This window comes from Pseudomonas sp. SWRI99, from assembly GCF_014270125.1.
Taxonomy (GTDB): Bacteria; Pseudomonadota; Gammaproteobacteria; order Pseudomonadales; family Pseudomonadaceae; genus Aquipseudomonas; species Aquipseudomonas hamedanensis.
In genome coordinates this window covers 1-12,371 of sequence record NZ_JABWQR010000034.1, presented here as the reverse complement: position 1 = coordinate 12,371, position 12,371 = coordinate 1, and the positions used below count along the sequence as shown (strand labels likewise).

9 protein-coding genes and 1 tRNA gene are annotated in these 12,371 nt (G+C 60.9%); 6 read left to right on the top strand and 4 right to left on the bottom strand.

All coding sequences use genetic code 11. The features are described 5' to 3' along the window. Positions 1–12: 12 nt before the first annotated feature. On the top strand, positions 13–1,056 hold the full coding sequence (locus HU743_RS23245; protein ID WP_186551752.1) for an AI-2E family transporter: 1,044 nt from the start codon (positions 13–15) through the stop codon (positions 1,054–1,056). A gap of 757 nt (positions 1,057–1,813) precedes the next feature. Here HU743_RS23245 and HU743_RS23240 read toward each other — a convergent pair. Both HU743_RS23240 and HU743_RS23235 read right to left on the bottom strand, forming a co-directional pair. Further along, entirely contained in the window at positions 1,814–2,860 is a 1,047-nt protein-coding gene (locus HU743_RS23240) for a HAMP domain-containing sensor histidine kinase (RefSeq protein ID WP_186651449.1), read from the bottom strand. Continuing rightward, positions 2,860–3,609, bottom strand: a complete 750-nt coding sequence (locus tag HU743_RS23235) for a response regulator transcription factor (RefSeq protein WP_186552573.1) — start codon at positions 3,607–3,609, stop codon at positions 2,860–2,862. Before HU743_RS23235 ends, HU743_RS23240 begins: the two co-directional genes overlap by 1 nt. A gap of 294 nt (positions 3,610–3,903) precedes the next feature. Between HU743_RS23235 and pyrF the strand changes: the two genes are divergently transcribed. After that, positions 3,904–4,602, top strand: a complete 699-nt coding sequence (gene pyrF / locus HU743_RS23230) for an orotidine-5'-phosphate decarboxylase (RefSeq protein ID WP_186552574.1) — start codon at positions 3,904–3,906, stop codon at positions 4,600–4,602. A gap of 168 nt (positions 4,603–4,770) precedes the next feature. Here the strand turns inward: pyrF and HU743_RS23225 are convergent, their stop codons facing one another. Continuing rightward, positions 4,771–5,775, bottom strand: coding sequence for an NADP-dependent oxidoreductase (locus HU743_RS23225; protein WP_186637121.1), 1,005 nt, complete (start codon positions 5,773–5,775; stop codon positions 4,771–4,773). Between the two features lie 235 nt (positions 5,776–6,010). Between HU743_RS23225 and HU743_RS23220 the strand changes: the two genes are divergently transcribed. From HU743_RS23220 to HU743_RS23210, 3 genes are all read left to right on the top strand, one after another. After that, on the top strand, positions 6,011–6,772 hold the full coding sequence (locus HU743_RS23220) for an SDR family oxidoreductase (protein WP_186651448.1): 762 nt from the start codon (positions 6,011–6,013) through the stop codon (positions 6,770–6,772). A 182-nt stretch (positions 6,773–6,954) separates the two neighbouring features. Further along, positions 6,955–8,355, top strand: a complete 1,401-nt coding sequence (locus HU743_RS23215; RefSeq protein WP_186651446.1) for a PLP-dependent aminotransferase family protein — start codon at positions 6,955–6,957, stop codon at positions 8,353–8,355. Positions 8,356–8,463: 108 nt separating this feature from the next. After that, entirely contained in the window at positions 8,464–10,431 is a 1,968-nt protein-coding gene (locus tag HU743_RS23210) for a methyl-accepting chemotaxis protein (RefSeq protein WP_186622171.1), read from the top strand. Positions 10,432–11,154: 723 nt separating this feature from the next. On the opposite strand, the gene HU743_RS23205 is transcribed toward HU743_RS23210, so the two are convergent. After that, on the bottom strand, positions 11,155–11,913 hold the full coding sequence (locus HU743_RS23205) for a hypothetical protein (protein WP_186552579.1): 759 nt from the start codon (positions 11,911–11,913) through the stop codon (positions 11,155–11,157). Positions 11,914–12,297: 384 nt separating this feature from the next. On the opposite strand from HU743_RS23205, the gene HU743_RS23200 reads away from it, so the two are divergent. After that, positions 12,298–12,370 (top strand) — tRNA-Glu (locus HU743_RS23200). Position 12,371 lies beyond the last annotated feature (1 nt).

Here is a 12,371-nt window from a genome sequence, read left to right as displayed (position 1 = left end):
TCGAGACCCTCCATGCTCAATAACGATCGCCTGCTGGTGCAGATTCTGCTGCTGGTGTTGTTTGGTGCCAGCCTGTGGGTGATGGCGCCGTTCTGGTCGGCGCTGTTCTGGGGCGCGGTGCTGGCATTCGCCAGCTGGCCGCTGATGCGGCTGTTGACCCGTTGGCTCAATGGCCGTGAATCGCTGGCCGCGGCGATCCTGACGCTGGGCTGGATGTTGCTGGTGGCGGCGCCGCTGGTGTGGCTGGGGTTCAACCTGGCCGATCATGTCCGTGATGCCACGGCGTTCATCAAGGATGTGCAGGTCGACGGTCTGCCGGAGGCGCCGACCTGGCTCGGCGGTGTGCCTTTCGTCGGTGAGCGGCTGGTGGGCATGTGGGACAGCATCGATCAACAGGGCGCGGCGTTGATGGTCTCGATCAAACCCTATCTGGGTCAGGTCGGTAATTGGTTGCTGGCGCGCAGTGCGCAGATTGGCGGCGGGATTCTCGAGCTGACGCTGAGTATCGTCTTCGTGTTCTTTTTCTACCGTGATGGGCCGCGGCTGGCGGCGTTCGTGCACAGCCTGCTCGAACGGCTGATCGGTGATCGTGCCGGGTACTACATCGAGTTGGTGGCCGGTACGGTGCAGCGGGTGGTCAATGGCGTGATCGGGACTGCGGCTGCGCAAGCGGTGCTGGCGTTGATCGGCTTTTTTATTGCCGGGGTGCCGGGGGCGCTGGTACTGGGGATCGTGACGTTTCTGTTGAGTCTGATTCCGATGGGGCCGCCGCTGGTGTGGGTTCCGGCCACCGCCTGGCTGGCGTGGAAGGGCGAGTACGGGATGGCGGTGTTTCTCGGGATCTGGGGGACGTTCATCATCAGTGGCGTGGACAATGTGCTCAAGCCGTATCTGATCAGCCGCGGGGGGAATCTGCCGCTGGTGATTGTGTTGCTCGGGGTGTTTGGCGGGTTGATTGCGTTTGGGTTTATCGGGTTGTTTATCGGGCCTACGTTGTTGGCGGTGGCTTATAGTCTGTTGACCGACTGGAGCAAGAGTCAGGCTCGGGTGGTTTAGGGCTTGGCGGCCTTTGGGCCGGCCAGGCTTTGGGTTTTTTGGGGGTACATATCCGTTGCTGCGGTAGCGGCTACTCAGGGTTCCGCCCTTACGGCGGGTGACTTTGGGGGCCCAAAGTAACCAAAGGCCTTTTGCCCTGACGTGCGGCCCCTCGCTGTGGCTCGGGGTGCCTTCGCTGCGGGATCGATCCGGGCGCAGCGTCTCCGGTTTGCTTCGCTGCACCTCCTCTCGCTGTGTTTGGCTGCGCCAAACGGTCGCTGCGCTCCCACCCCCGGATCAATCCCTCCGCTCAGCCTTCCGACGGGCGCCGTGCATCAAGATCAAAAGCCTTACTCGAGCTAACGCTCATTGTGTTGAGTGGTGAGAGGCAAAAGCGGTACTCGAGCTAACGCTCATTGTGTTGAGTGGTTGGGAGCTAACGCGGTTGCTTTGCTTTTGCTTTTCTGTGGGGGCCTGCTCGCGAAGGCGGCCTGACAGCCGACCTGCCTCTTGCAGATGTACACCGCTCCAAACTGTAGGAGTGAGCCTGCTCGCGATAGCGCCGGTACAGACACCATTTGCTTCGAAGATAAACACAGTCCCTGTGGCAGCTGGCTTGCCAGCGAAAACGGCCTGACAGCCGACCTGTCTCTTGCAGATGTACTCATTTCAAGTGTGGGAGCGAGCCTGCTCGCGAAGAGGCCGTCAAACCCCACAGAGATATTGAATCAACCGATGCCTTCGCGAGCAGGCTCGCTCTCACATGACTGGGTGAGGCTCAGCCCCGTGGCAGGCGAACAATGGCGGTCAACCCGCCGCCCAGAGTTTCTTCCAGATTCAGTTGCCCACCCAGCCGCTGCGCCGCCTCTTGGGCAATGGTCATGCCCAGGCCCACCCCTCCTGAGTTGCGGTTGCGCGAACCTTCCAGCCGATAAAACGGTTCGAAAACGGCCTCGCGCTTGTCCTCGGCAATCCCCGGGCCGTGGTCGATCACGCGGATCAGCAGTTGCCCGGGCAGGTCTTGCAGTTCGATTCTCGCCTGCCCGGCATAGCGCAGGGCGTTGTCCAACAGGTTGTTGATACACGAGCGCAGCGCCATCGGTTGCACTGGCAAGGGATGGCAATGGCCGCTGACTTGAACGTCCGCGCCTTGGTCCTGGGCGTTTTCGCACAGTGATTCGACCAGTGCCTGCACGTCCATCAACTGCAGTGCTTCGCTGGTGCGCTGTTCGTGCAGATACGTCAGGGTGGCATCGAGCATGTCGATCATGTCGTCGAGGTCCTGGCGCATCTGGCTTTGCAGTTTGTCGTCGCTGATGTTTTCCAGGCGCAGTTTCAGGCGTGACAGCGGTGTGCGCAAATCGTGGGAGACGGCGCCGAGCATGCGTGCGCGTTGTTGTACCTGTTCGCGAATGCGCTGTTGCATCAGGTTGAAGGTGTACGCCGCTTGCCGCGCTTCCCGTGGCCCGGATTCGTCGAGTGGCGGGCTGTCGAGGTCTTCGCTGAGGCGTTCGGCGGCGTCGCTCAAACGCTGGATCGGGCGGCTGAGCAGTTTGGCGCCATACCAGGCCGCGATCATCAAGGTGATGAACTGGAAAGTCAGCGGTACGATCGGGCCACCGAACCAGGGACGCGGACGTGGCGGGTAGCGGGGGTCGTGTGCGGGTGCTTGCCCGTCGATCCCTTGGGAAAACGGCGCAGAGGGCGGCGGCGGGGGCGGGCCGTAGAGCTTGAACCAGGTGAACGCCAGCAGATGCGCCAGGACGATGGCGACAAACAGCACGCCAAACAGGCGGCCGAACAGCGTGTCCAGGCGCAGCCGCATCAGCCGATGTCCCGCGCGTCGAACAGGTAACCCTCACCGCGTACGGTCTTGATCAGGTGCGGAGCTTTCGGGTCGTCGCCCAGTTTCTGCCGCAAGCGCGAGACCAGCAAATCGATACTGCGGTCGAACGCTTCGATCGAGCGGCCACGGGCGGCATCGAGCAGTTGCTCGCGGCTCAGCACTCGGCGCGGGCGTTCGATGAAGACCCAGAGCAAGCGAAATTCGGCGTTGGACAGCGGGACCACAAGGCCATCGTCGGCCACCAGTTGGCGCAGCACGCTGTTCAGGCGCCAGTTGTCGAACCGGATGTTCGAGCGCTGTTCGCTGCGGTCATCGCGCACCCGGCGCAGAATGGTCTGGATGCGTGCGACCAGTTCGCGCGGTTCGAACGGTTTGGCCATGTAGTCATCGGCGCCCAGTTCCAGGCCGATGATGCGGTCGGTCGGTTCGCAACGTGCGGTGAGCATCAGGATCGGGATGTCCGATTCGGCGCGCAGCCAGCGGCACAGCGACAAGCCGTCTTCGCCGGGCAGCATCAGGTCGAGGACGACCACGTCGTAGCGCTCGGCCTGCATGGCCTGACGCATCGCTGCGCCGTCGGTGACGCCGCTGGCGTGGATGTTGAAGCGGGCGAGGTAGTCGATCATCAGCTCGCGGATCGGCACGTCGTCGTCGACGATCAGTGCGCGGATGCTCCAGCGCTTGTCGTCTTTCGGCTCGTCCGTCGCAGTCGCAGGGTTGTTGTGCATGGGATGTTCATCTGCCAGTAGGCCGCCAACCACAAAGATGGGCCGCGAGGTTGTGGTTTCAGCATAGGCGTCCACCCAAGAGGCGGGAAGTGCTGATGTAAGGGCGTATTGCGGCTGGCGAGGCTAGCGCCGACGCTTGTTGATCAGATGTCGGCTGTGTATCGGAGTCGACACAATAGCAGCGGGCGCTATGCTGATCACGGTCGGCGCGACGATTTACCGATCATCGGGTGCCGCGCCGCCGCCGGTTCCGCTACAATGCGCGCCGATTTCGACCTGCCTGAGAGCCCATTCATGTCCGCCTGCCAGACTCCTATCATCGTCGCCCTGGATTTCCCCACCCGTGACGCCGCACTGAAGCTGGCCGACCAGTTGGACCCGAAGCTGTGCCGGGTCAAAGTGGGCAAGGAACTGTTCACCAGTTGTGCCGCGGAAATCGTCGGCACCCTGCGTGACAAGGGCTTTGAAGTCTTTCTCGATTTGAAATTCCACGACATTCCCAACACCACGGCGATGGCCGTGAAAGCCGCCGCGGAAATGGGCGTGTGGATGGTCAACGTCCATTGCTCCGGTGGCCTGCGCATGATGGCCGCCTGCCGTGAAGAACTGGACAAGCGCAGCGGCCCGCAACCGCTGCTGATCGGCGTGACCGTGCTGACCTCCATGGAGCGCGAAGATCTGGCCGGTATCGGTCTGGACATCGAGCCGCAGGAGCAGGTGCTGCGGCTGGCGGCACTGGCCGAGAAGGCCGGGATGGACGGTCTGGTGTGTTCGGCGCTGGAAGCCCAGGCGCTGAAAACCGCGCACCCGTCGTTGCAACTGGTAACCCCGGGGATTCGTCCGGCGGGCAGCGCGCAGGACGATCAGCGCCGTATTCTGACCCCGCGTCAGGCGCTGGATGCCGGTTCCGATTATCTGGTGATCGGCCGTCCGATCAGCCAGGCGGCGGATCCGGCCAAGGCATTGGCTGCGGTTGTAGCCGAAATCGCCTGAGTAACACCGCAAAACAATGTAGGAGTGAGCCTGCTCGCGATAGCGGTGTGTCAGCCAACATTAACGTTGTTTGACGCACCGCGATCGCGGTGCGTCAAACAACGTTAATGTTGGCTGACACACCGCTATCGCGAGCAGGCTCACTCCTACATTTGGTCCGCGGTGGTTTTAGATTTTCAACACCAACTTGCCAAAGTTCTCGCCGCTGAACAGTTTCATCAGCGTCTCCGGAAAGGTCTCCAAGCCTTCGACGATGTGTTCTTTGCTCTTGAGCTGCCCCTTGGCCATCCAGCCGGCCATTTCCTGTGCGGCACTGGCGAATTGCGCGGCATAGTCCATCACCACAAAACCTTCCATGCGCGCACGGTTGACCAGCAGTGACAGGTAGTTGGCCGGGCCTTTGACCGCCTCTTTATTGTTGTACTGGCTGATCGCACCGCAGATTACAACCCGTGCTTTCATGTTCAGGCGGCTGAGGACCGCGTCGAGAATATCGCCGCCAACGTTATCGAAGTACACGTCGACACCTTTCGGGCATTCGCGTTTAAGGCCGGCCACGACCTCTTCGGATTTGTAGTCGATGGCGCCGTCGAAACCCAGCTCGTCGATGAGGAATTTGCACTTGTCGGCGCCCCCCGCGATGCCGACCACGCGGCAGCCCTTGATCTTGGCAATCTGGCCGGCAATGCTGCCCACCGCGCCGGCCGCGCCGGACAACACCACAGTGTCGCCAGCCTTGGGCGCGCCGACATCCAGCAGGGCGAAGTAGGCGGTCATACCGGTCATGCCCAGCGCTGACAGATACACCGGCAACGGTGCGAGTTTCGGATCGACCTTGTAGAAACCTCTTGGCTCGCCGAGGAAAAAATCCTGAACGCCAAGGGCGCCGTTAACGTAGTCGCCGACGGCAAATCCCGGATTGTTCGACGCGACGACTTTTCCCACGCCCAGCGCGCGCATGACCTCACCGATAGCGACCGGCGGAATGTAGGACTTGCCTTCGTTCATCCAGCCGCGCATGGCCGGGTCGAGGGACAGGTATTCGTTCTTGACCAGGATCTGTCCCGCCGCCGGCTCGCCGACCGGCACTTCCTGAAAAGTGAACGTCTCGCGGGTGGCGGCGCCGACGGGGCGTTTGGCGAGCAGGAACTGGCGATTGGTCTGGTTGGTCATGACTGGCACTCGAACGGAATGAAGCCTTGTTGATAGTCCTTCGGCGGCGATGTCGCAAGGTTGGCCGATGCGGCGAATGCATTCCGATCCAGTGCAGTGATAGTCCCCGCCACAGGTTAATCACTGTGGCGCATGAGGACCCAAACAGCCTTCTGATAGTGCTGACGCGGCGTAATCCCCTGTCGCTATGCTGTGGCGCTACTCACCCTGCCACTTTGCGTTCGAGGACATAACAATGAGCATGACGTTTTCCGGTCAGGTTGCCGTCATCACCGGTGCTGCCAACGGGATTGGCCGCGCGACGGCCCAGGCGTTCGCTGCCGAAGGGCTGAAAGTGGTGGTCGCCGATCTCGATGCGGCCGGGGGCGAGGGCACCGTGGCGCTGATTCGTACGGCGGGTGGCGAAGCGACCTTCGTGCGTTGCAACGTTACGGTCGAAAGCGAAGTGAAAAATCTGATGGACGAGGTCATCAATACTTACGGCCGTCTCGACTATGCCTTCAACAACGCCGGAATTGAGATCGAGAAAGGCAAACTGGCCGAGGGCTCCATGGATGAATTCGACGCGATCATGGGCGTCAACGTCAAAGGCGTCTGGCTGTGCATGAAGTATCAACTGCCGTTGCTGCTGGCTCAGGGCGGCGGGGCGATCGTCAACACGGCGTCGGTTGCCGGATTGGGCGCGGCGCCGAAGATGAGTATTTACGCGGCGTCGAAGCACGCAGTGATCGGCCTGACCAAATCGGCGGCGATTGAATATGCGAAGAAGAAAATCCGTGTCAACGCCGTGTGCCCGGCCGTGATCGACACCGACATGTTTCGCCGCGCCTACGAGGCTGATCCGAAAAAAGGCGAATTCGCCAATGCGATGCACCCGGTCGGCCGCATCGGCAAGGTCGAAGAAATCGCCAGCGCGGTGCTGTACTTGTGCAGCGATGGCGCAGCCTTCACCACGGGGCATTCGCTGGCGGTGGATGGCGGTGTCACCGCGTTCTGAGCGACGCTGCTATACAGAACCCGCATTCGTGCGGGTCTTTTGTTCCTGCCAGGTTCCATGATCCGTTAAACAATGTGTATCAAATAGTTAGAACGGTCGCTTTTGGCGGCGTTGTCGCACAGCCTGTACGGCGTGGCTGTGATTTACTGCGCCCAGCAAAACGGACAGGAGTTTGCGCGCTCATGGAATTGAGAATTGACCGACAGGCAATGGTGCCGGTCGTACAGCAGATTGTGGACGGGCTGACTGACTGGATCCTGCAGAGCGGTGTCCCGCCGGCCACTCGTCTGCCCTCCGTTCGGCAAATCGCCCGAGGCAATCTGCTTAGCCAGTCATGTGTGGTGGAAGCGTGCGAGCGTCTGGTATCGCAGGGGGTTTTGACGGCACGGCAGGGCGCGGGGTTTGTCGTGGCGGCATCGCCATCGACGCTCAACGCCGATGAAGAGCTGGCGCCTTTCCTTGGGCGACACGCCTGGTGCGATGCCGTCTGCGCAGTGGCAGGCGGGTTGAAACTGGGCGCCGGCGGCTTGCCGCAGAGCTGGCGCGAGCCCGACGACCTCAGCTATGCACTGCGTGAAGTGGCGCGTACCGATATGGCCAGTCTGTTCAACTACAGTTCGCCTTTGGGCCTGCCCGCATTGCGCGAACAAATTGCCAAACGCCTCAAGACCTTGAATATCGAGGCGCGCAGCACGCAGCTGTTGAGCACTGGCGGCGCCAGTCACGCACTCGACCTGATCGTGCGCACCTTGTTCAATGCCGGTGATTGCGTGGTAGTCGAAACCCCCGGCTATGCGCCGCTGTTCGAGCTGCTGCGGTTGCATGGGGTGCGCATGCTTGAGGTCCGGCGTACGCCGAGCGGGCCGGACCTCGACATGCTCGAAGCTTTATTGCGTCAGTATCAACCCAGCGCGCTCTTCATCAACAGCCACCACCACAATCCCACCGGCAGTTGCCTCACGCCTGCCGTGGCCCAGCACATTCTGCAATTGAGCAAGACTTACGATTTGCGGGTGATCGAAGATGACGTCTACGCCGATTGGCACACCGGTAATGGCGTGCGTCTGGCGGCGCTGGACGACGATGGACGAGTGATTTACGTCGGCAGCTTCTCCAAGACCCTGAGCAGCTCCTTGCGGGTCGGCTTTGTCGTTGCCGAGAGCGAACTGGTCACGCGGCTGGCTCAGGTCAAGATGATCAGTGGCCTGGGCTGCTCAAGGTTTTGCGAAGCGGTATTGGCCAGCCTGATGGCAACGGGCGCTTACCGAAAACTGGTGCAGCGCCAGCGCCAGCGCCTGAATGCCGATCGCGCCGCGGCCTTGCAGGCGCTGGAAGACGCCGAGTGGGAGATTTTCGCTAAACCGGTTGGCGGGTTGTTCATTTGGGCGCGCTCGCGGATGAACGACCAGGAAGCCGTGCGCCGACAGGCTCAACGCTGCGGTGTCGTGCTGTCAGCCGCTGACGCCTACAGCACCAGTGGCGAAACCGGTGATTGGCATCGCATCAATGTGGCCTACGCCTGTGACCCGCGCGCCCGACAATTCTTTCGCAGTACCGCTGTGGATCGACCTCAAGCGTTCTGAAAACGACGCGGGCGTAGCTTTTTGCCATTATTCCGACGCCAGAGACTTGTGCTGTTTCAAGCCCGTTGCGAATCTTCGGCAATACACTTTGGCTGGGGACTACGCGCAATGATTTCCGCCGTGCAAGGACGTTTCGCCAACCTCGGTATGGCAACCAAACTGGGTATCGGCTTTGTGCTGGTGTTACTGCTGACCGCACTGGTGGCAGCCATTGGCGTCTGGTCCCTGCAAACCATCAGCCTGCGTTTCGACGGGCTGAAGCAAATGTCGTCGCTCAATAGCGGTTTGCTCAAGGTGCGCCTGCTCGAACAGGAATATGCCTTGCGCGGCAGCCCGAAAACCGCCGACGCCTTGCGTGAAGGCGTGGACGGACTGGTGGCCCTGGCCGGTGAACTCAAGGCGCAAACGCCGGCCAATGTGCCGGTGATGACTGATGTCGAGCAAGCACTGGGGGCCTATCGCAAGGCGTTTGACGAGTTCGTCTCGCTGAGCCAGGCCAAGGACCTGGCGTTGGAAATGGCCAGTTGGTCGGTGTCCAGCGTGGCCAACAATCTCGATGTGCTGCAAGCCGGGCTGGCCGATGATGGTGCCTATACCTTGAAAGACACCGAGGGCAAGGACGGCGCCCAGTTCATCGAGCAGGCGAATCAGGTCAGCCAGGTATCGCGGCTGATGCTGCAAGCGATGAACGAAGCGCATGTCCGTCTCGATCAGAGCCGCAAGGGCGACGCCGATAACGCCGGCGAAGGCAACATCGAACAGGCCGCTCAGGCACAGGCGCAGGCCGAAGCGCTGAAAAGCACGGTCAAGGATGAGGGCTATCTGACCGTGCTCAATGAAGTGTCGGGACACATTGCCGGATTCAACGACAAACTGGCGGAATACACCGGTTTGCTGGCACAGGAAAAAACGGTTTACACACAACTGCATCAGCGTGCCGCGCAAGTGGTGGACCGGGTGAATCAGGCCTATGTCGCCGAGGATGCCGCCATGCAGGCCGAGCTGAAGAAAAACACCCTGCTGATCATCGCTTCCTCGGCACTGGCGCTGTTGGTCGGGTTGATCGCTGCATGGGTCATCACACGCTTGATCGTCGCGCCATTGCGCCATGTGATTGCGGTGGCGCAGCAGATCGCGGCCGGGGATCTGACGGCGACGGTTGAGGTGAACCGCCGTGATGAGATGGGCCAATTGATGTTGGCGATGCAGCAGATGGGCGCGGGTCTGGGCACGATTGTCAGCGGCTTGCAGGCGGGTATCGAGCGCCTGGCCGGTTCGGCGCAATCGCTGTCGGCGGTCACCGAGCAGACCAATCTGGAAGTCAGCAGTCAGAAGGAAGAAACCGAGCAGGTGGCTACGGCCATGAATCAGATGACCGCGACCGTGCATGACGTTGCACGCAACGCCGAAGAAGCGGCGCAGGCTGCACAGACCGCCGAGGGCAAGGTCGAGAGCGGTCAGCAGGTGGTGCGGCAAAGCATGGAGCGTATTGAGCAATTGGCCGATTCGGCCACCTCGGCCAGTTCCAGTATCGAAAGCCTCAGCGCCGAAATCCAGAATATCGGTACGGTGCTTGGAGTGATCAAGAGTGTCGCTGAGCAGACCAACCTGCTGGCGTTGAACGCGGCGATTGAGGCGGCTCGGGCCGGGGAGCAGGGCAGGGGTTTTGCCGTGGTGGCTGATGAGGTTCGCGCGCTGGCACGGCGCACGCAGCAGTCGACCGAGGAGATCGAGCGACTGGTCAGTGCCTTGCGCGCGGCGGCGCAGTCGTCGGTGCAGCAGATTCGCAGCAGTGGCGAGTTGGTGAAGCTGGCGGTCAGCGATGCCTTGCAGACCGAGAGTGCGCTGGGCAGCATTGCGGCGGCGGTGTCGTTGATTCAGCAGATGAATCAGCAGATTGCTGCGGCGGCGGAGGAGCAGAGTTCGGTGGCCGAGGAGATCAATCGCAGTGTCACCAGTATTCGGGCGAGTGCGGATCATTCTTCTGTGGCGATGCGCGGGAATGCGGCTTCCAGCGTTGAGCTGGCGCAGTTGGGGGTTGAGTTGAAATCCATGGTTGGGCATTTTCGGCTTTGACTTGGCGGCCTTTGGGCCGACCAGGCTCTTGGGGTTTTGGGTGAATATCCGTTTTTGCGGTGTTGCGGCTGGCGGTTTCGCCCTTACGGCGAGTCCCTTTTTCAGACGCCAAAAAGGAACCAAAAGGCTTTGCCCTGACGTTCGGCCCGCTCGCTGGGGCTCGGGGTTCCTTCGCTCCGGGATCGATCCGGGCGCAGCGCCTCCGGTTTGCTTCGCTGCACCTCCTCTCGCTGTGTTTGGCTGCGCCAAACGGTCGCTGCGCTCCCACGCCCGGATCAATCCCTGCGCTCAGCCTTCCGACGGGCTCCACGATCAAGAGCGGTACTCGAGCTAACGCTCATTGTGTTGAGTGGGGCGGCTTCGCCGCGAGGGGCTGGACTGGTTTGCGTTGTTTTTTTTTTTTTTTGTGGGAGTGAGCTTGCTCGCGAAGGCGGCCTGACAGCCGACCTGTTTCTTGCAGATGCACACCGCCCCAAACTGTAGGAGCGAGCCTGCTCGCGATGGCGTCGTCACAGTCGCCCCATTTATCCCGGATACCCGCAATCCCTGTGGGAGCTGGCTTGCCAGCGAAGGCGGCCTGGCAGCCGACCTGTTTTTTGCGGATGTACTCATTTCAACTGTGGGAGCGAGCCTGCTCGCGATGGCGGCTTCGGATTACTGCTGCGTCAATTCCGTCGCCCACAAAAAAGCCACCTCGCGGTGGCTTTCTGGCAGCTTGCAGGCTTAGTCGTAAATGACTTTCTTCTTCCAGTCCGCATCCGCTTCGACATCTTTCAGACCGGCAGTCAGTTGATTCTCTTCACCTTCAACCGGCGCAATTTTGTCCATGACCTGGGCATTGGCGCGGGCCAGCAGTTTTTCCAGGTATTGCAGTTGTTCGGCGTAGATCTGCGGATCCTGTTGTTTGCGCAGGTATTGCACGCCGCGTTCGAAGGCGAGGCGAGCCTGGCCGGGCTGGTTTTGTTGCAGGGATTGCTGGCCGAGGTTGTTGAAGAATTCGATGTGCAGCAGCACCAGAATATGCCGGACTTCACGGACCCAGTGCTTGGCTTCGTTCGGGGGCAGGAAGCCGTCGTGGGCGGCGCGGGTGATTTGGCCGTGGAGGGCTTCGAGCAGGAAGCGCACGTCTTTGGCTTTGGCTTCGGTCATGATCGGTGCTGGTGGATTGTTGACCGGTATCGATTCGCCCTGGGCGACCAGTGCGCTCAGTTCGCTGATGCGTGCCTTGGTGGTCGCACTGGTTTTCTCCAGATTCAGCAGGCGCTGGCAGACGTTCAGTTCCAGTCGGGTCAGCAGCAGCTTGAGCGCCGGGGTCATGAATTGGCCGGGGAAGGTCTCGGTCAGTTCGCCGCAACGGCGCAGGCGGTCGTTGAGTTCGACTTTGGTGCGGGCCTTCTCCAGTTTGTTGTTTTCCACCACATGGTTCATGTAGCCAATGGCGATCAGAATTGCGATCCCGGCTACAACTAGCAGGGTGATCATGAGTGGTGTCACCGGTAAGACCTCTTTATAGGGTTCGCATGCGAGTGTAGTGGCTGGGCATTTAGGCGCCTAGCGCCGCTCGACGGGTTGGATCGGCTGCTGCAATCTGTATCGGCCGCGTCCTGCTTATATGAATGCTGGCGCTTGATGTGCAGATTGCCATCACCGTACGGCGGACTATAACGCCTTGGCGAGTGGCGGAATATAGGCGTCAGGATTCAGACGACGGAAAAGCCTTACGCGGCCCGGAAAGCAGGTCGAAGTCATTGATTTAAATAAATTTATATCAGGGGGTTGACGACCTCTCAATCCATCCATAGAATGCGCGCCACTTGCAGCGTAAAGCACACAGCGAAACGCGGCAGGGAGTGAATGTTGTAGTGTGTCCCCTTCGTCTAGTGGCCTAGGACACCGCCCTTTCACGGCGGTAACAGGGGTTCGAGTCCCCTAGGGGACGC

Excerpts from the sequence above, each read along its gene's own strand:
- HU743_RS23245 (WP_186551752.1), top strand. The coding sequence starts at position 13 with ATGCTCAATAACGATCGCCTGCTGGTGCAGATTCTGCTGCTGGTGTTG.
- HU743_RS23240 (WP_186651449.1), bottom strand. The coding sequence starts at position 2,860 with ATGCGGCTGCGCCTGGACACGCTGTTCGGCCGCCTGTTTGGCGTGCTG.
- HU743_RS23235 (WP_186552573.1), bottom strand. The coding sequence starts at position 3,609 with ATGCACAACAACCCTGCGACTGCGACGGACGAGCCGAAAGACGACAAG.
- pyrF (WP_186552574.1), top strand. The coding sequence starts at position 3,904 with ATGTCCGCCTGCCAGACTCCTATCATCGTCGCCCTGGATTTCCCCACC.
- HU743_RS23225 (WP_186637121.1), bottom strand. The coding sequence starts at position 5,775 with ATGACCAACCAGACCAATCGCCAGTTCCTGCTCGCCAAACGCCCCGTC.
- HU743_RS23220 (WP_186651448.1), top strand. The coding sequence starts at position 6,011 with ATGAGCATGACGTTTTCCGGTCAGGTTGCCGTCATCACCGGTGCTGCC.
- HU743_RS23215 (WP_186651446.1), top strand. The coding sequence starts at position 6,955 with ATGGAATTGAGAATTGACCGACAGGCAATGGTGCCGGTCGTACAGCAG.
- HU743_RS23210 (WP_186622171.1), top strand. The coding sequence starts at position 8,464 with ATGATTTCCGCCGTGCAAGGACGTTTCGCCAACCTCGGTATGGCAACC.
- HU743_RS23205 (WP_186552579.1), bottom strand. The coding sequence starts at position 11,913 with ATGATCACCCTGCTAGTTGTAGCCGGGATCGCAATTCTGATCGCCATT.